Here is a 20,146-nt window from a genome sequence, read left to right as displayed (position 1 = left end):
CGGATAAGGAAATCCGTCAAAAATGAATAGCCTAAATCGACGGATTAGGAAATCCGTCATACTAAACTAACTTAGATTTCAAAAAAGTTGTTAAAATTTCTAAGCCTTTTTCAAAATGCGTATTATTATTGATGATGATATCAGCTTCGTACTTGGTTGGTTCAATAAATTTATCATAAGTTGGGGCTACATGATTTTCCCAACGGTAAAGTACATCATTCAAATCATAGCCACGTTCGTTATTATCTCTAATAATGCGGCGTTTAATTTTGACATGTTCTTTGGCATCAATGAAAACCCTTAAATCAAGCAGTTTTGAAACTTCTTGTGAATGAAAAACAAAAATACCTTCTACAACGATAATTGGGGCAGGCTTAAAAGTTAGGGTTTTAGGTATGATATTAGGATTATTAAAAACATACTCTTTATGTTGAACTGTCTTACCATTTTTCAAATCTTCGATGTGTTGGGCATAAAGCTCAAAATCAATCGCCGCTGGCAAATCGTAGTTCTCAATATTATTTTGGTCTTTAGGCACGAATTCTTGCGTGCGATAATAATTATCCTGCGAGATAAGACAAACGTCTTCTTTTGAAAAGGCCTCTAATAGTTGATGTAAAAAGTAAGTTTTTCCCGACGCACTCCCGCCCGTGATGCCAACGATATATGGTTTTATCATTCCTTATTTTGCCAAATCTGCTTTTAAAATATTTCTGTTGTTGATTTTGTCTTATGAAGTAAGCTTGGTGCAATTTTTACCACAAAATTACGAAAAGGCTTAGTATTGTTTATAAAATATTTGTGAAATTGCCGATAAAAATATCATCCTGTGAAAAATACACTAAAAAATGCCTTTATTACCCTATTTTCGTTTATACTACTTTATCTAGTTTGGATAAATATGGGTAAAACCACACATCTAACTCAATCATTAAAAATTGATGTTTCTGAGTCTTATGGCGATTCTACTCAAAAGGCAAATATTCTTGGGGTTCAAGCATTTATGGAGCCTATTGATTATGCTTCTGAAGAAAACTTTAAAAGAAAAATACAATTTTACTTAGAGCAAGCCCATCAAAAGCATTTTTTGATTGAAAACAAAACTGTGGTGGTTTTTCCAGAATATATAGGCACTTTTTTGGTTGCTACCAATGAAAAAAACAGTCTTTATGAAGCTAAAACTTTGCAAGAAGGCCTCCAAACGATGGTTTTTAGTAATATTGGGCAATTTTTGAAAACCTACTTAACTACTCCCAAAGAAGTAAAAGATAAAATAAAGTATGCAGCATTTGCCATGAAAGCCCAAGAGATGGCAAAAATTTATCAAAATGTTTTTGCTGAACTATCAAAAAAGTACAAAGTTACGATTGTTGCAGGTTCAATCTTATTGCCAAACCCGAGTGTTGAAGACGGTATCTTGAAAGTAAATGACGGTTTGCTCTTTAATACTTCGATGGTGTTTGACAATAATGGTAAGTTGAATTCAAATCTAATCAAAAAAGCATTTCCTACGGCTGATGAATTATCTTTTGTTTGCTCTGCAAAACCTGAAGAAACACCTATTTTTGAAACGCCAATTGGTAAAATGGGCGTTTTGGTTTGTGCTGATGCTTGGTTTTCAGCATCTTATAAAGTTTTGAAAGGCAAAGGTGTTGATTTCATCGTAACACCCTCTTACTCAAATGGCTATGGCAATTGGAATAAAAAATGGACTGGTTATTCTGGAGCTGAAACCCCCGCTGATGCAAAAGCAAGTATTGGTAAACTAACGCTGGGAGATGCATGGGTAAAACACGCAATGGCCGAAAGAGCAAAAACAGAAGCAGGTGTAAAAAAAGGATTAAATGTTTTTTTGCAAGGAAATATTTGGGATTTAGGAGCTGACGGTTCAACGATCATTTTGAATGATTCAGCCAAAGCTACTTCGCATATTGGCAAAGCAGCTTTGGTGAACTTATGGCTTTAAATGCTAAAAACACAATGAAGAATTGAGGATGTAGTATATTACTATCATATCGTATAAAAATTAATATGATCATACACAAAAAGCATTCTCAATTCCACATTTTCAATTCTTCATTTATTTCTCAGGCATTCTATACGTTTTATTAAACTCCTTACCCAATTCTTGTCCATTTCGGAATGTTGCCGCTCGAATAGTAGTCAACTTATTGAATGTTTGACTACCAGTAAAAACAGGTGAATTAGTTGTTGGTTTGCTAAAATCAAGCGTATAACGTACTTGAGCACCACTCACATAAGGTTCTAATTTTACCTCAACTGTTTGTGTATTTTTGTTAGGTGTAGCTGTTTCTTTTACGTCAAAAATGCTTTTAGCATAATTTACTTTCAACACATCCAATCGTTTGAAGTGAGCTTCTATTCTACGACTAAAATCTGCAAAGTTTTTATTAGCCGATGGAGTCCACGTAATTTCTGCTAAAGCACAAGCACGAGGGAAAGTCATATATTCAGCATGTTCGGGTGTTGACACATATTCTGTCCAAAGGTTTACTTGAGCTCCTAAAATATGCTTAGCTTCATCAGGTTTTAGTTCGGTAGGAGTTGGTTCGTAAGAATAAACCTTTTCGAGCGTTAAAAAACCACCTATTCCTAATGGTTCAAAAGCTGGGTGCGATTGATAATAGTCTATATACACATGAGATGTGGGAGTCATCACAACATCGTGTTTTTGCTTTGCTGCTTCAATACCACCTTGAATTCCACGCCATGACATTACTGTTGCATTGGGCGAAAGCCCTCCCTCTAAGATTTCATCCCATCCCATCAACTTTTTCCCTTTTGCTGTCAAAAACTTATCAATTCGTTTGATAAAAAAGCTTTGAAGTTCATGTTCATCCTTCAAACCTTGTGCTTTCATTAAATCTTGGCAAAATTTACTTTGCTTCCATGATGTTTTTGGACACTCATCCCCGCCAATATGAATATACTGGCTTGGGAAAAGCTCTATCACCTCAGTCAAAACATCTTCGATGAATTTAAATGTTTTTTCAGTTGGACAATAAACATCTTCTATTACCCCCCAAATTTTTGCAACACCATAAGGGCCACCTGTGCAACCTAATTCTGGATATGCTGCCAAAGCAGCAAGTGCATGTCCAGGCATTTCAATTTCTGGAATAACGGTTACATACTTTTCTTGAGCATACTTTACGATGTCTCTGATTTCATCTTGTGTATAAAAGCCACTATGCGGTTTTCCATCAAATTTAAGTGGCTGATTATATGACATTTTCCCTTCAACAGTTTCAGCACGTACTGAACCAACCTGAGTTAAACGAGGATATTTCGAAATTTCTATTCTCCAACCTTGGTCATCTGTTAAATGCCAATGCAATACATTCATTTTGTGCATTGCCAATAAATCAATCGTTTTTTTAATATATGAAATAGGCATAAAATGTCTTCCCACATCAACCATAAGCCCTCGGTGTTCAAAGCGTGGTTTGTCAATAATATTCACACAAGGTACGGTCAATTGAAGTCCTGTGACTTTATTGGCTGTATAGATTTCAGGCGGAAGCAACTGAAAAATAGTTTGAAGAGCATAAAAATAACCTTGCGAAGCACTGGCAGTGATTGTTATTAGATTAGGCTCTACCAAAAGCTCATAGTGATCTTCTGGCATAGGGATAGTCGGCCTTGCAAATAAAATCACATTCGTTAATGGAGCAGAAGGGATAGCTTTTTTAGTTTTAGGGTCAACTTTAGCAATTTTTGGTAAAGAAACCTCAGTAAAAAGTTTCATCCCTGTTGTTAACGCAACTTGACTCGTTAATAACTTTGCAACGGCCGATACTGGAGCTTCATTGGTTTGCAAAATTACTCGGGTTTCATTGTTTATGACAAATACGCCACTTTTCGCAATCAGCGAATCTGGCTGAGGAATGATATTATAAATATTCTGTCCCCATGCAGTCGAAATAAGACAATAGAATATAATAATTAGTTTTTTCATATTGATTTGTTGAAATTTAGCACTAAAAATAACTTACTTACGGCCTCCAAAAAGAAAGTCTAAAACTAAAGATTGAATGCAGTCAATAATAATGCTGCCAATATTGCTCCCACAATTGGCCCCGCAACGGGAATCCAAGCATACGCCCAATCACTTTTTCCTTTTCCCGAAATTGGTAAAACTGCATGTGCAATACGAGGGCCTAAGTCACGAGCTGGATTGATAGCATAACCAGTAGGACCTCCTAAAGATAAACCAATTGACCAAACCAACATGCCAACTAAATAAGGAGCAAAACCACCTGGAAGATTTGCAGAAAACGACCCTGATACAACAATTAAAACCATCGTGCCTACTGCTTCTGAAATAATATTTGCTACCGGATTTCTAATGGCTGGTGCCGTTGCAAAAATGCCTAATTTTGCTCCTTTGTCTTCAGTAATTGCCCAATGAGGTAAATATACCAACCAAACGAGCGTTGCACCTAAAAAAGCACCTATTAACTGAGCTGATATAAAAGGGAGTACATTTGAATAATCTCCAGATTTTACTGCCATTGCCACCGTAACTGCTGGATTTAAATGAGCATCGGGGCTACCAAATTTTTGTGCAACAAAAATACCACACATCACTGCAAAAGCCCAACCAGCCGTAATGACTATCCAGCCCCCATTTTCCCCTTTTGAACCTTTTAATAATACATTGGCAACAACACCATCGCCAAGAAGAATGAGTACGAGCGTACCTAATAATTCACCAATAAAATTTGAAGTTTGCATGCTGATTTGATTTATTTTAGGGTTGAAATTGTTTGGCAAGTTAATTTATTTTGTCAGAACACACAATAGGCTTAACTTTGTACTTTCAATTTAGAAGTTAGAGATATAATCTTTCCTTAAAATTTTAGGTTAAAATTCTAACATTCAATTGCTATCTCCCAATTTCCAAAGATATTTTAATTAAAAATCATGCTTTTGAACTCCCTTTCTGCAATTTCTCCTGTTGATGGTCGATACCGCCGACAAATCGAAAGCCTTGCACAATATTTTTCTGAATTTGGACTGATACATTACCGTGTAAGAGTCGAGATAGAGTATTTTATTGCTCTTTGTGAATTGCCACTGCCTCAACTTGAAGGTTTTAATAAAGGTTTATATAGTAATTTACGTGCGATTTATGAAAATTTTTCGGAAGAAGATGCACTCAAAATCAAAGAAACCGAAAAAATAACCAACCATGATGTAAAAGCCGTTGAGTATTTTATTAAAGACGCTTTTGAAGTCTTAGGAATTGGTCAACATTCAGAGTTTATTCATTTCGGACTCACTTCACAGGATATTAATAATACAGCTATTCCATTATCGCTAAAAGAAGCAATGGAATCAGCAGTTTTGCCAGTTTTTAATGACGTTTTGACAAAATTGCATGAACTGGCAGAGCAATGGAAGGAAGTTTCTTTACTTGCTCATACACACGGACAGCCTGCTTCGCCCACTCGCTTAGGCAAAGAAATTTTGGTTTTTTGCGAAAGACTCGAAAAACAGCTCGAAATGTTGAAAGCTATTCCTTATGCTGCTAAATTTGGTGGTGCTACTGGAAATTTCAACGCTCATCATGTAGCGTATCCAACAAATGATTGGGTAGATTTTGGCAATAATTTTATTAATAATTGGTTAGGACTATCTCGTAGTCAAAAAACTACCCAAATTGAGCATTATGATATGTTGGCGGCTATGTTTGATAATCTCAAACGCCTCAACACAATTTTGATTGATTTCTCTCGTGATGTTTGGACTTACGTTTCAATGGGTTATTTCAAACAAAAAATTAAAGCAGGTGAAATCGGTTCATCAGCAATGCCTCATAAAGTAAATCCGATTGACTTTGAAAATGCCGAAGGAAATTTAGGAGTTGCCAATGCTCTTTTTGAGCATTTCTCAGCAAAATTACCTATTTCTCGTCTGCAAAGGGATTTAACTGATTCAACAGTATTAAGAAATTTAGGTGTTCCGATCGGGCATACCGTTATTGCTTTAAATTCTTTATTGAAAGGCATGAGTAAATTGGAGCTAAACCAAGAAGCAATCGACCATCATTTGGAAGAAAACTGGGCGGTTGTTGCTGAAGGAATCCAGACTGTCTTACGCCGTGAAGGTTTTCCTAAGCCTTATGAGGCTTTAAAAGAATTGACTCGGAAAAATGAAAAAATCACCGAAAAACGAATCAAAGATTTTATTGATACACTCGATATTAGTGAAAAAGTGAAATATGAACTTCGACGAATTTCTCCTTTTAATTATACAGGGATATAAGCAATTTTAAATGAGTAAAAAAAACGGTACTAAAAGAGAAATTTTAGTACCATTTTTTTTAATATTCAACAATTTGTCGGCTCATTGGTGGAATACCAGAAAATGGACGAAGAGAGCGATATTGGTCACTACGTGCCGTCACCTTAATTTCTTCTAACAATTGATAATCTTTTGAAAAGAATCCTTCTGAAACATTATTGGTTGGATAATTTTCCTCACCATAATAAATGTTTTTATAAACAAATGCGATTGGTAAAATGTACTTTCCTGCATTGACATGTGTCAGATTAGGTATTTTGGATAAGCCACTCACAATTTCTGCCTCAAAGCCTAATTTTTGACTTATTTTTTTGCCAACCAAAGGATAAACTACATTAACATTTTTGATTTCTCCATTGGGGTTGATTTCAAAAGCCGCATAGATTCTCCCATAAACACTCCCTCTGATTGCACCTATAGGATAATCAATGTTCTTCGAAGCATAAGCATAAAAAACTGGGCCGATTGGATCTTTAAGCATTTGGCAATAGACATTGGAAAAACCCAAACCAATGAATAAAGCTGTGAGTATGAGCATCTTTTTCATGATTGCTAACGTTTATTTGAGAGATTTTGCAATAAATGTATAAAAAACTCAAAACATTTCAAAAAACAAGATTTTTATTGATTACTTCGGCGAATAAACCTTTTCTGCTGTTTTTAGTACTTCTGCTTTATCAAGAGTCATTTTTTTTGTTTTTTGGCTTAAATATAAATCCATTTGGTCGGCAAAATGTGGACTGTCGGCATGGGTTGATTGTCCGAAATTCAGCACTGTTTCGATTTCTGGTAAACCCACTTTCGGGAATTTAATTAATCCAATATACGACTCACCTTGAACGACTTTCAATTTTCCATCTTTATACGGTCGAGTGTGCATAGCAGTGATGACATCAGGCAAACCCCAAGATGGTTTTTCTATATCACCACGCACCAATTTTTGTAAATCTCCAAGTGAAATATCTATTCTTCCAAAATGTTGTTTCATATATGTATTCACATAGCGAAATGCAGCAACGGCTTCATCTGTTGAAATAACATGATCAGCAATTTCTTCTTTTTTGCCCAACTCATTTGTAAAATAATTGAGCATAACTAAAAATATAGCTGCCCCTTTGCTTTCAACATTGGTTTTTCTGTCCCAAGAATTTAGATTTTCAATAAGCGGCTGAATATCAGCATATTCGCTTGGATTTAACTGAAATAAAACATCGGTATTTGCAGGAAAATGTAATTTTCCTTGCGGTAATTGTCCATCGTATTTGATCCTTTTGAATTCATCAAAACTAATTTTATCGTACTGCGAAAACATTTCCTGAAAACGGATACTTCGATTATTGTCTTTAACTTCGTAGCCCATTGTTTGGTCGAAATCTTTCGCTTGTAGGTTATCTTTCATACCAGTTGCGTTGAATGGCGTATGATTAGCATTAAATAAATAGCCACTCGCTGGATTGATGTATTGAGGTAAATCTTTTAATGGATGAAAGCTCGTCCAAAGAGTTTTTGAAATATTTCCGGGAAGTGTATTTTTCCAATCATAGCCTTCAGTACGAAATGGAATTTTTCCATTACTTACATAAAAAATGGTATCTCGTTTATCGGCATAAATGGTATTAAAACCAGGTATTGCGGTCATTTGCATAGCTTTATAAAACTCCGAAAAATTACGAGCTTTATTCATCTTATACCATTGCTCAATGCCTCGAATATCTTGATTAGCACTAAATCTGACCGAAAAAGTACCTTGTTTGGTTTGAATTGTTGCTCCATATTTACTCCACAAAGCCACTTTCTTAACAGGAATCGTAAAAGCACCCATTTTTACTTTCAGTTTTACTGTTTTCTCCTCCAAAGTCTCCCATTTACCATCAAACTTGTACTGTCTTGGGTTCGTAGGATTCATTTCAAGTTGAAAAACATCTACTTTATCTTGGTAATTGACAGTGTGTGTCCAGCCTAAATTTTCATTTACACCTACAAAAATTACTGGTCCACCTGGAAACAATGCACCCAAAATATTTAATCCTTCTTCACTATTTAAATGAGCTTCATACCAAGCCACTGGACCTTCGAGTGGTTGATGCGGATTAATTGCCAAATAAGCACTTCCATCGCTGGTTTTCGAACTACTAACCGCAATCGCATTTGAGCCAGCCGCCTTAAAATCTTCGAGCGTTTTTACTTTTTCTTTGAATATTTTCTGCAAAACAGCATCAACTCCAGAAATCATTGAAAGTGAAAGAACTGTACTGGTAGTATATTCTTTAGTATTAGTCGGAAACGAGCCTTTTACTAACACTTCTTCGGGATGCTTGGCGGCATAGGCGTTTAAACCCGCTACATAACCTTCAATAAGTGCTTTGTACTCAGGTGATAATACTTTGTCGTACTGCTCTTCGACTACTTCACGGCAACGTAAAAGAGCAACTACATAATCAACTGTTGCTCCATCTTTTCCTTTAATACGACCCACCATACCTTTTCCTGCCAAAAGTGTAAGCTGCATAGTTTTGAAATCATCTTCAGCATTTGCCCATGCCAAGCCATACGAGACTTCGGCATCCGTTTTGGCAAAAATGTGTGGAACACCCCATTTATCACGGGCAATTTTGATATTATCAGGGTTTATTTGAGCAAATAATTGCTGACTTAAAAATAAGCAGAAGAATAGTTTTTTCATTATAGGGTTGAATTGAAATTGCTTGATTATGACAAAAGTATAAATTTAAAAACAAAAAAAGGAAGACATTTGAAATGTCCTCCTTTCACAACTAACAACTCTGAGAGTTGTTTTACAATAAATTTGCTTTCAACATATATTCAGCAATCTGAACAGCGTTAGTAGCAGCTCCTTTGCGAAGATTATCAGCTACAACCCAAAGGTTTAAAGTATTTTTTTGAGATTCGTCACGACGGATACGTCCAACAAAAACCTCATCTTTTCCATGCGAATTGATCGGCATTGGATAAATAAAGTTTTTAGGGTCATCTTGTACGATAACACCTTCTGTTTCGCTCAAAATCTTGCGAACTTCATCCAAATCAAAATCATTTTCAAATTCAATATTTACGGCTTCTGAGTGACCACCAACCGTTGGAATACGTACAGTAGTTGCTGTTACTGCGATGCTATCGTCACCCATGATTTTCTTGGTTTCGTTTACCATTTTCATTTCTTCTTTGGTATAGCCATTATCCAAGAAAACATCAATATGAGGCAATACATTAAGGTCGATTTTGTGAGGATACACTTTCTTCACACTCTCATCACCTACACGCTCAGCAAAAAGCTGGTCAACTGCGGCTTTTCCTGTTCCAGTCACCGATTGGTAAGTTGAAACTACCACACGTTTGATTTTATATTTATCGTGTAATGGCTTCATTACCACTACCATTTGAATAGTCGAACAGTTTGGATTTGCAATGATTTTATCAGCTGCTGTAATCACATTTGCGTTTACTTCTGGGACAACCAATTTTTTAGTTGGATCCATTCTCCACGCCGAAGAGTTGTCAATTACAGGAATACCTGCCTCGGCAAATAAAGGTGCCAAAGCCAACGAAGAGCTTCCACCTGCCGAGAAAATCGCAACTGCAGGTTTCATCTTGATGGCATCTTCATAGCCTACTACCGTAAACTGTTTACCCTTAAATTCAACCTGTTTACCAATTGATTTTTCGGAAGCAACGGGAATAATTTCGCTAACGGGGAAATTTCTTTCCGCCAATACTTTCAAGATTTCAGTGCCAACTAAGCCAGTTGCACCCACTACTGCAATTTTCATTTTTTTTGTCCACCTCCAGCCCCAAAAGAGGAGTGATTTTTAAGTTAAAATAAAATATTTTAAAGTTTTCTGGGGCAGAAAACTTTAAAGTGCAAAGATAAGCTAAAAATTGGTTCAATAATCTTGGAATAGTACAAAAGTTATGAAAATTGCCAAATTTTATTTGGTGTGATACAATAATCAAGAGGAATATCGAATGTATCAACATCGCTTATTTCATCAACTGGCTCAAAAATAGATAGGCCAATTTTCAAAACATCTGGGCGGCAATCAGCTAAAAATCGGTCATAATAACCTTTCCCGTAGCCAACTCGGTAACCTTTTTTATCGAAGCATAGTAATGGAATCAATACCAATTGAATATCAGATGTTGGATGCTGAATATTGGAAACAGGCTCTGGAATTTTCCATATATTTTCTTCAAAAACAGTATCTTTTGTAAGTAAATAATGACTCATTGTACCATCTTCATGACTTTTTGAAATAATAATATCAGTAGCAAAACCCTTTTGTAGTGTATTGATAATAAGCCAAGTATCAATTTCATTATTTCGTTTGATAGGAAGAAAGGTATGAATTGTAGCATAAGCATGCACAGGAAAACTTCTAAAAAACCAATCATGTATTTTTTTAGAAAAGCCCTGCACTTCTTGGGTTGTGAGGGCTTTTCTTTTTTGCAAGAATTCTTTTCTTAAATTTTCCTTTTGCATCGATATTTTAGGTTGCTTAAACAACCTGATATTAAGCTAAATTCAATTTTAACTACTTGAAACAATAATCAATTAAACGAATTCTGGTGCTGTATCTAAAACTACATTTGCATTTTCGATGGCTTTTTTCTCCTTCCAGTTTTTCCATTGCTCTCCCATTAATTTATTCATACCTTTATCAATAAACGTATGTCTTACTACATTCCAACCACCACGAACTGTCGTAAATACTGAGTCATTTGCTCTTAAAGCCAAACTGAAACCTCCGTCAACATACTTGATATAATGCCACCATAAAGATGGAATGAAAAGTGTTTCTCCATGTCCAAAAATTGCTTCGTAGCCATGTAAGTTTTTCATTGCAGGATAACGTTCATAGTCTGGATTCAAAGGATTCACATGACTCTGTACAGTAAACGGATGTTGATAAAGATTAGCACTTTGATCAGGAGCAAACAAGATAGCCTGTTTACGTGTTTGAAATTGTGTCAAAAATACATTTGAGCAATCCATATCATAATGTAGATTGACAACTGAATTTTGCCCACCAAAAAACATAAATTTGTAACTTTTCAAGAATCCGTCCATGATTGTTGGGAAACGAATATCATTTGCCAACTCTGGCACCTTCTTAAAAATATCAAACAAGAAAATCCTTAAATCTGTTGGTCCCTGCTCAATTAAAGTCAAATAGTCGCCAAAAGGCATTGTTTTAGCTGCTTGAAAATAATTCTTAGAATCATGGATGTGGTTATCAAACAATGGTACTTCTAAGTTGCCATAATTTTTTCGCAACCAATCAAAAGTCCATTTATCTAATGCAGGCCAATCTTTTACCAAATCAGTAAAGATAACAGGGCGTTTTGGCTTCAAATAGCTTTCAATGAATTCTTCACGACTCAAATTACTGCGTCGTTCTATAGGTAACAGTTCCATAATATTATTATTGGTAGATTTTGTTTAAAAAAAACTCAGTTATAAAGACAATACAGACAGCTTTTTCCCTAAAACCACACAAAATAAAATTTGGTTTCACCAAGATCATGCTGTCTTAATTTTATCATTTTTTTTATAAAAAATCTTGTTAAAACAAATTTTATATTAGTATGCTTGCATACTAATATGTTTGCTGTATATTTGTCAAAAAATTATGCTTGCATAACATTTTTATTAAATCTTAAATGCTCAATCATTTAGCGATGGAATACAACAATAATCTCAACCGAACCTTAGCAAAACTGCAAAAAGTGCCTGTTTTTTTGCAAAGCTGGATGCGAGACTATGCCATCGGGCGATTTGTAAAGTTTGTTGGCACCGCAGGCATACATTTTGAAAAAATGACTTGTAACGAAGTCGCAGTAACACTTCCAAATAAGACGAATGTACAAAACCACATCGGACAAATTCATGCCGCTGCAACCACGCTTTTAGCCGAAACCGCTTCTGGAATAGTAGTTGGCATGAATATCCCCGATGACAAATTACCCTTGATGAAAAGTCTATCTGTGAAGTTCATCAAAAGAAGTCAAGGCCAACAAAAAGCCATCGCTACGCTAACAGAAGACCAAATAAAACAAATAAGAGAAACAGACAAAGGCGAAGTAAATGTGTCAGTAAAAGTGACAGATGAAACGGAAGAAGAAATAGTTAAAACGGAAATGATTTGGGCGTGGATTTTGAAGAAGAAATGAGTTTTAGTCAACAGTCCACTGACGACGGTCGTTAGTAATTGTTTATTGAAAAAAAGTAAAATTTTAAACACTATGGACTGTGGTCTATTGACCATCGACTAAAAATATGATTTCAGCGGAAGAGGGTTTTCAGAATGAGTTTTTAAGGCCGATTTTGAAAGAACAAAATGAGTTATTGGTTGCAGTTTTTAAGCAATATTTGGTCAAACATAAAGTTGTATTTGAAAGATATTCGCCCGAAGACCAAGCCAATTACATCGAAAATACCATCAAGAAAGACGCACAATTACGCAATTATTTTGTTGGAATGATAATCGGGAAACTTTCGGCCGAGCAATATAAAGATTATATTTCGATGGAAACAGAGTTGAGTCGAAGAATAATCACTATGCTTGTGAAAAGATTACAGAGTCAGATGATTTTAGGAAACAAATAGAACGCAGATTGTGATGATTGTGATGATTTATTAAGATTTTTATCATCAACAATCATAAAAATCATAATCATCTGCACGGTCCGCCATTGCGGTTCTATACTTCAAATATTTAAAAGAGATTTTGAGTAAAAAAATCAAACACAAAACCATGAATCGTAGTATCAAAAAAGTAGTAGTTTTGGGTGCGGGCATTATGGGAAGCCGTATTGCGTTGCACTTTGCTAATATCGGAGTGGAGGTGCTACTCCTCGACATGGTTCCGAAAGAGCCAAACGACGCCGAGAAAGCTAAAGGACTCGACACCGCCCATCCAGCCGTGCGAAATCGTATCGTAAGCGAACTTTTCCAAGCTGCTGTAAAGGCAAGTCCTTCGCCTATTTTCAGTCAAAAATCACTAAGCCGAGTAAAACTGGGCAATTTTGATGACGATATGCCAAAAATCGCTGCCTATGATTGGATTATCGAGGTAGTTGTTGAGCGTCTCGACATCAAGAAAATTATCTTCGAAAAAGTTGAGAAATTCCGTAAGCCTGGGACACTTATCACCTCAAATACTTCGGGTATTCCGATTCATTTGATGGCAGAAGGCCGCTCAGAAGATTTCCAAAAACATTTCTGTGGTACTCACTTTTTCAATCCTCCACGTTATTTACGTTTATTGGAAATCATTCCTACCGACAAAACAGATAAATCGGTGGTTGATTTCTTAATGCACTACGGCGATTTGTATCTTGGTAAAACTACGGTTTTGTGTAAAGATACTCCTGCATTTATTGCCAATCGTTTGGGAATTTATGCAATGGTACAAACCATCAGAGTGGCCGAAGAAATGGGCTTGACAGTGGAAGAAGTTGATAAATTGACAAGCACGGTTGTAGGTCGCCCAAAATCTGGCACATTCCGTTTATCGGATGTTGTTGGTTTAGATACAACGGTGAATGTTTGTAATAACCTAATCAATGTTTTAGAAACTGACGAATCGAAAGATGCCTTTATTTTGCCACCAACAATGGCTAAATTAATGGAAAACAAATGGCTCGGAGATAAAACTGGTCAAGGTTTCTATAAAAAGACAAAAGACGAAAAAGGCAAAACTGTCATTCTTGCTTTAGATTTAAAGAGTTTTGAATACAAACCTTCCGAAAAAGTAAAATTTGCTACGCTTGAAAGCACCAAAAGCATTGACGATTTGAAAAAACGTTTCTCGATTCTTTTGGCAGGTAAAGACAAAGCAGGCGAGTTTTATCGCAAAACTTTTGCTGATGGCTTCCGTTACGCAACGAATCGTATTCCAGAAATTTCGGACGAATTATATAGAATTGATGCCGCTATTTGCTCAGGTTTTGGCTGGCAAATGGGTATGTTTGAAACTTGGGATGCCATTGGGGTTCGTTCGATGATAAAAATCATGGAAGACCTCAACCTCAAACCAGCCGCTTGGGTTTATGAAATGTTGGAATCTGGCAATGAGACTTTCTATAAAGTTGAGGCAGGAAAACGTAAATATTACGATATTCCAAGCAAATCATACAAAGTAATTCCAGGAACAGAATCGTTCATTATTTTAGATAATCTCCGTCAAACTAATGTGATTTGGAAAAATGCAGGTTCAACAATCTTCGATTTGGGAGATGGCATTGCAGGTGTAGAATTTCACTCAAAAATGAATACTTTTGGTGCAGAAGTGGTTGAAGGTTTGAATAAAGCTTATGGCATTGCAGAGAAAGATTTCAGAGGTTTGGTTGTTGGAAATGATTCAAACGAGGCGTTTTCAGCAGGTGCCAACTTGGCGATGTTATTTATGTTTGCCATTGAGCAAGAATACGATGAAATCAACATGATGATTGCACAATTCCAACAAACAATGATGCGTGCGAGATATTCTTCAATTCCTGTCGTAACAGCAGCTCATAGCTTGGCTTTGGGCGGTGGTTGCGAGCTAAATCTTCATGCTGATAGGGTAGTTGCACATGCTGAAACTTATATGGGTTTGGTTGAATTAGGCGTTGGTTTGATTCCAGCAGGTGGTGGAACAAAAGAAATGGCTTTACGTTGTTCTGATTTGTATCAAACTGGTGACCCAGAATTAAATATTCTACAAAATGCCTTTATGAATATCGCCCAAGCTAAAGTTTCGACTTCGGCACAAGAGGCTTTTGATATGGGTTATTTGAAAACCGATAAAGATAGAATTGTATTGAATCGTAGTCGTTTGATTGCTGAAGCAAAAGAAGAAGCCATCAAATTGGCCGAAGATGGTTATACTCAACCAAAGCAACGAACTGATATTAAGGTTCAAGGAAAAGCAGGAATTGCTCTTTTCAAGGCAGGTATCACAGGTATGTTAATGGGTAAATACATCACCGAGCACGACGCAAAAATTGCCGATAAACTGGCTTATGTAATTTCGGGTGGAGATTTGAGTTATCCGCAAATGGTTACCGAGCAATATCTCTTAGACTTAGAACGTGAAGCATTCTTATCGCTTTGTGCTGAGAAAAAGACAATGGAAAGAATGCAAGGACTTTTGAGCGGTGGAAAGCCTCCTCGTAATTAATTTCTTTACCACTGAGGCACTAAGAAACACTAAGTTACACTCAGATGATTACTCAGAAATATATCAATCAAATTACTTATCGCATTGATTGGTTGTGCCATTGAAGTGCATAAAGTTCTTGGCTCTGGTTTATTAGAATCTGTTTATTAAGAATGTTTATTGGAAGAATTGAGAATCAATGGATTATCAGTGATTTCACAACAAAAAGTGCCTTTGGTTTATCGTGATAAAGTTTTAAAAAGTGAATTGAGATTAGACATTTTAGTAAATGACTTAGTTGTAGTCGAATTAAAATCAGTTGAGCAATTAATACCAATTTTTAAAGCTCAATTACTTTCTTATTTGAAATTAAGTCAAAAGCCAAAAGGTCTTCTCATAAATTTCAATAGTGTATTGTTAAAAGAACAAATAGTCTCGTTGGTAACAGAAGAATTTTCAAAATTACCTAAAGAATAACCTTAGTGTAACTCTGTGTTCTAAAGTGCCTTCGTGGTAAAAAACAAAAGACAAAAACATGAACGCATATATAGTAGCTGGCTACCGCAGTGCGGTCGGCAAAGCCCCAAAAGGAGTTTTTCGCTTTACTCGCCCCGACGATTTGGCGGCTGATGTAATCAAGCACCTCATGGCACAAGTGCCAAACCTCGACCCTGCTCGTGTTGATGACCTCATTGTAGGAAATGCTGTTCCTGAGGCTGAGCAAGGAATGCAAATGGCTCGTTATATATCACTTTTGTCGTTGGGCAAGAGCGTAGCGGGCGTAACAGTAAACCGTTATTGTGGTTCGGGCGTTGAAACAATCGCAATGGCTGCTGCAAAAATTAGTGCAGGAATGGCCGATTGTATCGTAGCTGGCGGAACAGAATCAATGTCGATGGTACCAACAACTGGTTGGAAAATGGCATTGAACTATGGTTTAGCCTCGCACCATCCAGACTATTACATCGGAATGGGGCTTACGGCCGAACAAGTGGCACAACAATTCAATATCGGTCGTGAAGAGCAAGATATTTTTTCGTACAATTCACACCAAAAAGCATTGGCTGCTCAAGTGGCTGGCAAATTCGATGCTGAAATCGTGCCGATTACAGTAAAAGAAACCTATTTCGACGAAGCCACTGGCAAGAAGAAAAACAAAGAATATACAGTAACCAAAGACGAAGGCCCACGTGCCGATACAAGCGTTGAGGCTTTAGCAAAACTTCGTCCAGTTTTCTCAATGGGCGGAAGCGTAACGGCTGGTAATTCTTCTCAAACTTCTGATGGTGCGGCTTTCGTAATCGTGATGTCTGAAAGAATGGTAAATGAATTGGGCTTAAAACCTATTGCACGCATGATGGCTTATGCCTCTGCGGGTGTCGAGCCACGCATCATGGGAATTGGTCCAGTTGCTGCGATTCCGATTGCTTTAAAACAAGCAGGTTTGAAACAAGATGATATTGATATTATTGAACTGAACGAAGCATTTGCTGCTCAATCTTTGGCAGTTATAAAAGAATTAGGCTTAGATACAAGCAAAATTAATCCAAATGGTGGTGCAATTGCTCTCGGTCACGCTCTTGGTTCAACTGGTGGACGTTTGACAGTTCAGGTTCTGAACGAACTTCGTCGTCAAAATAAAAAATATGGTATGGTCACAGCCTGTGTTGGTGGTGGACAAGGTGTGGCAGGGATTTATGAATTATTAAGTTAAATGTCAATCGTCCATTGAGACGGTTAACAGGAAATAAAGAAGGGATATTTAGACTAAAAAAATAGTTTAAATATCCCTTCTTTGTTGGTTGATAAATTTCAAAAACTTACATTTGCTTATTAATAAGTGTTTTTTTGACACTACTAATTTTCTCTATTTATTCAACCTCTCACATTCAAAACTATGAAACAAGTTTTCGCACGAAACTTAATGTTATTATTGATGGCATTGATTTTCTCTATTTCTTCTTTTGCACAAGCACAATTTCGAGTGCTACTTTTTTCCAAAACCGATGGTTTTCACCACGAATCTATCAATGAAGGTGTCGTTGCGATTAAAAAACTGGCTGAAAGACATACTTTTAGTGTTGATTGGCAAGAAAATGCTTCCGTTTTTAATGATAAAGCATTAGAAAGATACCAAGCAGTGATCTTTTTGAATACTACTGGAAATATCTTGAATGAAGAACAGCAAGCTGCTTTTGAAAAGTTTATCAAAGCAGGAAAAGGCTTTGTAGGTATCCACAGTGCTACTGATACAGAATATGATTGGGCTTGGTACGGAAAATTGGTTGGAAACTATTTCAAGATCCACCCGCAGCAACAAACAGCTTACTTGAAAGTTGAAGACAGCAATTTCCCAGGAATGGAGCGTTTCCCTAAAAAATTACTTTGGACTGACGAATGGTACGAATTTAAGACACCTTCTCCAGCCAATGATTTAAAAGTTTTGGTTTCGATTGATGAAAAATCATATAACCCAAATACCAAATGGGGTGACAACGAAGGAAAAGGCATGGGTTTCCACCCGATTTCTTGGTACCATAATTTTGATGGTGGTCGTGCTTTTTATACTGCTTTAGGACATATCCCGTTGGTTTATAGCGACCAAACTTTCCTTGACCATCTTTATGGTGGTATTTACTGGGCATCGACTGGTAAAGGATTATAATTGGTAATGTAAAATGGATAATTGAGACTAAAAAAACATCTTTTATGTCATTTAACTGTTAATCAACGAATTTGATTGAAGCCTCTTTTCGACTTGAAAAGAGGTTTTTTATTTTTGCTTTTACTACCTCGGCATTCGATTAAAAGGAATTATTTTCCGTTCTCTTTCGTTGAAAAATAGTACAATTCCTATTTTTCAGCATGACTCAAAAAGAAAAACTACTACTTTTTATACTCGCTTGTATTAATTTTACTCATATCATAGATTTTATGATAATGATGCCTTTAGGGCCTCAATTGATGCATATTTTCAATATTTCTCCCCGTCAATTTGGTTTTGTGGTATCAGCTTATGGTCTAAGTGCTGGTATTTCTGGCTTTTTAGCTGCCTTTTTCGTTGATAATTATGACCGTAAAAAAGTTGTACTTTTTGCTTATACAGGTTTTGTGGCTGGCACAATTGCTTGTGCATTTGCCCCAACTTACGAAGTTTTAATTTTAACTCGAACGATTGCTGGTACATTTGGTGGCTTGATTGGAGCTCAAGTAATGTCAATTGTAGCTGATACTTTTGAATATGAGCGACGTGCAACAGCAATGGGTTTTATTACCACAGCCTTTTCATTAGCAGCTGTTGTTGGTATTCCAGCGGGACTATTTTTTGCTGCTAAATTTGGTTGGCACTCGCCCTTTCTGATACTTGGTAGCTTAGGGATCGTTGTGATTTTTTTGATTTATAGGTTTGTGCCAAAATTAGACAAACACCTTAAAAACCGTCAACCCAAACAAAGTCCTTTTGCTGTAATTACTGATATTACTAAAAACCCCAACCAATTGCGAGCTTTAGGCCTTTCCACTATTATTATGCTGGGGCATTTTAGTATTATTCCTTTTATCTCACCTACTTTGGTGGCAAATGTTGGTTTTAGTCAAGACAATATTTTCTTGATTTATTTCGTGGGTGGCTTGCTCACTATATTTTCAGCACCAATGGTTGGTAAATTAGCTGATAAAAAAGGTAAATATCCAATTTTTGTGACTTTCGCCTTACTTTCCATGATTCCAATTTTCTTGATAACCAATATGTTTTCTGGCGTTTTGTGGGGAGTTTTGGTTATTGCGGGAATATTTTTTGTCTTTTCAAATGGTCGTTTGATTCCAACGCAGGCGATTATTTCAAGTGTCGTTACTCCGCAACAAAGAGGTAGTTTTATGGCGATAAATTCTTCGGTACAGCTTTTTGCACAAGCAATTGCTACTAATATTGGTGGTTTTATCATTCACAAAAATGCCTCTGGTTATCTCGAAAACTATCCTTATGTGGGGTATTTTGCTATGATAATGATATTTTTCAGTATTTTTATCGCCAAAACTGTTAAGCCGATTGCCCAATGAAAAATGTTTTTTTAGGTTTATTTATCTTCTTTCCTGTTTTCCTTTTTGCACAAGATTTTAAGGCAGAAATAGAAAAACACCGAGAAGAGTACAAAGCTGAATTTTTAAAATCGGCTAATGCTCCTTTGAATCAAGAAGATTTTGAATATTTACGCTTTTATGAACCGAATGAAAAGTTCAAGGTTGAATGTAAATTTGTTGCTACAAAAAGAGGCGAACCTTTTGAATTACCAACTTCAGCAGGAAAGACAAAAACGTACGTTAAATTTGGAGAATTACGTTTCCAAATTGACAAGAAAAAATACAAACTCGCTGTTTATCAATCACTTGGTTTGAAAATAATTCCTCAATACCGTGATTATTTGTTTATTCCATTCAAAGATTTGACCAATGGAAAAGAGTCTTACGGCGGCGGACGTTACCTTGATTTGAGAATGAAACAACTCGAAAGCGATAAGATTTATTTAGATTTCAACAAAGCTTATAATCCTTATTGTGCTTTTAGTGAAGGTTATAGTTGTCCGATTCCACCAAAAGAAAATCATTTAAAAATAGCCATTGAAGCCGGCGAAAAGAATTTCGGAAAAAATCATTAA

17 protein-coding genes and 1 pseudogene are annotated in these 20,146 nt (G+C 36.2%); 10 read left to right on the top strand and 8 right to left on the bottom strand.

The genetic code is table 11. From position 1 onward, the window contains the following. Positions 1-61: 61 nt before the first annotated feature. Positions 62-679, bottom strand: coding sequence for a uridine kinase (gene udk, locus ACQUQZ_RS00620; protein ID WP_435352639.1), 618 nt, complete (start codon positions 677-679; stop codon positions 62-64). A gap of 150 nt (positions 680-829) precedes the next feature. Here udk and ACQUQZ_RS00615 point away from each other — a divergent pair, with 150 nt between their 5' ends. Next, a complete protein-coding gene (locus tag ACQUQZ_RS00615; RefSeq protein ID WP_435352638.1) occupies positions 830-1,966 on the top strand; it encodes a carbon-nitrogen hydrolase family protein in 1,137 nt (378 codons plus the stop codon). A gap of 114 nt (positions 1,967-2,080) precedes the next feature. On the opposite strand, the gene ACQUQZ_RS00610 is transcribed toward ACQUQZ_RS00615, so the two are convergent. Continuing rightward, positions 2,081-3,979: a beta-N-acetylhexosaminidase gene (locus tag ACQUQZ_RS00610; RefSeq protein ID WP_435352637.1), complete on the bottom strand. Its 1,899-nt coding sequence runs from the start codon at positions 3,977-3,979 to the stop codon at positions 2,081-2,083. 65 nt (positions 3,980-4,044) lie between these two features. Then, positions 4,045-4,758, bottom strand: a complete 714-nt coding sequence (locus tag ACQUQZ_RS00605; protein WP_435352635.1) for an MIP/aquaporin family protein — start codon at positions 4,756-4,758, stop codon at positions 4,045-4,047. Between the two features lie 189 nt (positions 4,759-4,947). Between ACQUQZ_RS00605 and purB the strand changes: the two genes are divergently transcribed. After that, entirely contained in the window at positions 4,948-6,291 is a 1,344-nt protein-coding gene (purB, locus tag ACQUQZ_RS00600; protein WP_435352633.1) for an adenylosuccinate lyase, read from the top strand. A 58-nt stretch (positions 6,292-6,349) separates the two neighbouring features. Here purB and ACQUQZ_RS00595 read toward each other — a convergent pair whose 3' ends face one another. The 5 genes from ACQUQZ_RS00595 to ACQUQZ_RS00575 form a co-directional block, all read right to left on the bottom strand. After that, positions 6,350-6,877 (bottom strand): hypothetical protein, encoded by a 528-nt coding sequence (locus ACQUQZ_RS00595; RefSeq protein WP_435352632.1) that lies wholly within the window; start codon positions 6,875-6,877, stop codon positions 6,350-6,352. A gap of 81 nt (positions 6,878-6,958) precedes the next feature. Then, a complete protein-coding gene (locus tag ACQUQZ_RS00590; protein WP_435352630.1) occupies positions 6,959-9,013 on the bottom strand; it encodes a penicillin acylase family protein in 2,055 nt (684 codons plus the stop codon). 112 nt (positions 9,014-9,125) lie between these two features. Then, positions 9,126-10,118: an aspartate-semialdehyde dehydrogenase gene (locus ACQUQZ_RS00585; RefSeq protein ID WP_435352628.1), complete on the bottom strand. Its 993-nt coding sequence runs from the start codon at positions 10,116-10,118 to the stop codon at positions 9,126-9,128. Positions 10,119-10,258: 140 nt separating this feature from the next. Beyond that, complete coding sequence (locus ACQUQZ_RS00580) at positions 10,259-10,828, bottom strand: 5-formyltetrahydrofolate cyclo-ligase (protein WP_435352627.1); 570 nt, start codon at positions 10,826-10,828, stop codon at positions 10,259-10,261. A gap of 72 nt (positions 10,829-10,900) precedes the next feature. Beyond that, complete coding sequence (locus ACQUQZ_RS00575) at positions 10,901-11,764, bottom strand: cupin-like domain-containing protein (RefSeq protein WP_435352626.1); 864 nt, start codon at positions 11,762-11,764, stop codon at positions 10,901-10,903. A gap of 245 nt (positions 11,765-12,009) precedes the next feature. Here ACQUQZ_RS00575 and ACQUQZ_RS00570 point away from each other — a divergent pair, with 245 nt between their 5' ends. From ACQUQZ_RS00570 to ACQUQZ_RS00535, 8 genes and pseudogenes are all read left to right on the top strand, one after another. Then, entirely contained in the window at positions 12,010-12,519 is a 510-nt protein-coding gene (locus ACQUQZ_RS00570) for a DUF4442 domain-containing protein (RefSeq protein WP_435352624.1), read from the top strand. Positions 12,520-12,625: 106 nt separating this feature from the next. Then, the gene (locus ACQUQZ_RS00565) at positions 12,626-12,955 is read left to right on the top strand and encodes a glyoxalase (RefSeq protein ID WP_435352622.1); all 330 of its coding nucleotides are present in this window, start codon (positions 12,626-12,628) and stop codon (positions 12,953-12,955) included. 148 nt (positions 12,956-13,103) lie between these two features. Beyond that, positions 13,104-15,512 (top strand): 3-hydroxyacyl-CoA dehydrogenase/enoyl-CoA hydratase family protein, encoded by a 2,409-nt coding sequence (locus ACQUQZ_RS00560; RefSeq protein ID WP_435352620.1) that lies wholly within the window; start codon positions 13,104-13,106, stop codon positions 15,510-15,512. A gap of 105 nt (positions 15,513-15,617) precedes the next feature. Continuing rightward, positions 15,618-15,968, top strand: a pseudogene (locus ACQUQZ_RS00555) (GxxExxY protein). Positions 15,969-16,026: 58 nt separating this feature from the next. Next, positions 16,027-17,205 (top strand): acetyl-CoA C-acyltransferase, encoded by a 1,179-nt coding sequence (locus tag ACQUQZ_RS00550; protein WP_435352619.1) that lies wholly within the window; start codon positions 16,027-16,029, stop codon positions 17,203-17,205. A gap of 183 nt (positions 17,206-17,388) precedes the next feature. Continuing rightward, the gene (locus ACQUQZ_RS00545; protein ID WP_435352618.1) at positions 17,389-18,156 is read left to right on the top strand and encodes a ThuA domain-containing protein; all 768 of its coding nucleotides are present in this window, start codon (positions 17,389-17,391) and stop codon (positions 18,154-18,156) included. A 200-nt stretch (positions 18,157-18,356) separates the two neighbouring features. Continuing rightward, positions 18,357-19,550: an MFS transporter gene (locus tag ACQUQZ_RS00540; protein ID WP_435352617.1), complete on the top strand. Its 1,194-nt coding sequence runs from the start codon at positions 18,357-18,359 to the stop codon at positions 19,548-19,550. Next, positions 19,547-20,146 carry a DUF1684 domain-containing protein gene (locus tag ACQUQZ_RS00535; RefSeq protein ID WP_435352616.1) on the top strand — a complete coding sequence of 200 codons (600 nt, stop codon included), beginning with the start codon at positions 19,547-19,549 and terminating at the stop codon, positions 20,144-20,146. The genes ACQUQZ_RS00540 and ACQUQZ_RS00535 overlap by 4 nt, the downstream gene beginning before the upstream one ends.

Origin of the sequence: Emticicia sp. SJ17W-69 (genome assembly GCF_051209875.1) — a bacterium.
GTDB lineage: Bacteria > Bacteroidota > Bacteroidia > Cytophagales > Spirosomataceae > Emticicia.
The sequence above is the reverse complement of the archived record's forward strand: the minus strand, read 5'-3'. Positions and strand labels throughout refer to the sequence as shown.

What these genes read in the sequence shown, in the direction of transcription:
- udk (WP_435352639.1), bottom strand. Translation starts at nt 679, where the DNA reads ATGATAAAACCATATATCGTTGGCATCACGGGCGGGAGTGCGTCGGGA.
- ACQUQZ_RS00610 (WP_435352637.1), bottom strand. Translation starts at nt 3,979, where the DNA reads ATGAAAAAACTAATTATTATATTCTATTGTCTTATTTCGACTGCATGG.
- ACQUQZ_RS00605 (WP_435352635.1), bottom strand. Translation starts at nt 4,758, where the DNA reads ATGCAAACTTCAAATTTTATTGGTGAATTATTAGGTACGCTCGTACTC.
- purB (WP_435352633.1), top strand. Translation starts at nt 4,948, where the DNA reads ATGCTTTTGAACTCCCTTTCTGCAATTTCTCCTGTTGATGGTCGATAC.
- ACQUQZ_RS00595 (WP_435352632.1), bottom strand. Translation starts at nt 6,877, where the DNA reads ATGAAAAAGATGCTCATACTCACAGCTTTATTCATTGGTTTGGGTTTT.
- ACQUQZ_RS00590 (WP_435352630.1), bottom strand. Translation starts at nt 9,013, where the DNA reads ATGAAAAAACTATTCTTCTGCTTATTTTTAAGTCAGCAATTATTTGCT.
- ACQUQZ_RS00585 (WP_435352628.1), bottom strand. Translation starts at nt 10,118, where the DNA reads ATGAAAATTGCAGTAGTGGGTGCAACTGGCTTAGTTGGCACTGAAATC.
- ACQUQZ_RS00580 (WP_435352627.1), bottom strand. Translation starts at nt 10,828, where the DNA reads ATGCAAAAGGAAAATTTAAGAAAAGAATTCTTGCAAAAAAGAAAAGCC.
- ACQUQZ_RS00575 (WP_435352626.1), bottom strand. Translation starts at nt 11,764, where the DNA reads ATGGAACTGTTACCTATAGAACGACGCAGTAATTTGAGTCGTGAAGAA.
- ACQUQZ_RS00570 (WP_435352624.1), top strand. Translation starts at nt 12,010, where the DNA reads ATGCTCAATCATTTAGCGATGGAATACAACAATAATCTCAACCGAACC.
- ACQUQZ_RS00565 (WP_435352622.1), top strand. Translation starts at nt 12,626, where the DNA reads ATGATTTCAGCGGAAGAGGGTTTTCAGAATGAGTTTTTAAGGCCGATT.
- ACQUQZ_RS00560 (WP_435352620.1), top strand. Translation starts at nt 13,104, where the DNA reads ATGAATCGTAGTATCAAAAAAGTAGTAGTTTTGGGTGCGGGCATTATG.
- ACQUQZ_RS00550 (WP_435352619.1), top strand. Translation starts at nt 16,027, where the DNA reads ATGAACGCATATATAGTAGCTGGCTACCGCAGTGCGGTCGGCAAAGCC.
- ACQUQZ_RS00545 (WP_435352618.1), top strand. Translation starts at nt 17,389, where the DNA reads ATGAAACAAGTTTTCGCACGAAACTTAATGTTATTATTGATGGCATTG.
- ACQUQZ_RS00540 (WP_435352617.1), top strand. Translation starts at nt 18,357, where the DNA reads ATGACTCAAAAAGAAAAACTACTACTTTTTATACTCGCTTGTATTAAT.
- ACQUQZ_RS00535 (WP_435352616.1), top strand. Translation starts at nt 19,547, where the DNA reads ATGAAAAATGTTTTTTTAGGTTTATTTATCTTCTTTCCTGTTTTCCTT.